At 68.4% G+C, this 250-nt stretch carries 1 protein-coding gene; it reads left to right on the plus strand.

All coding sequences use genetic code 11. The features are described from left to right. Nucleotides 1–16: 16 nt before the first annotated feature. A partial coding sequence (locus tag NCR39_RS10045; protein ID WP_250452054.1) for a CoA transferase occupies nucleotides 17–250 on the plus strand: 234 nt, incomplete at its 3' end.

Genomic DNA, 250 nt, shown 5'->3' on the forward strand with positions numbered 1-250 from the left:
GTAGCGAGACACATCGATGGGAGCCTTGAGCCATATCCGCGTGCTGGACCTGACCCGCGTGCTGGCGGGACCGTGGTGCGCGCAGACGCTCGCCGACTTCGGCGCGGACGTCATCAAGATCGAGCGGCCCGGAACCGGCGACGACACCCGTCACTGGGGCCCGCCCTACCTCAAGACGCCCGAGGGCAACGACACGCACGAAGCCGCGTACTACCTCGCGGCGAACCGCAACAAGCGCTCGGTGACGGTC

This window comes from Caballeronia sp. ATUFL_M2_KS44, from assembly GCF_023630965.1.
Taxonomy (GTDB): Bacteria; Pseudomonadota; Gammaproteobacteria; order Burkholderiales; family Burkholderiaceae; genus Caballeronia; species Caballeronia concitans.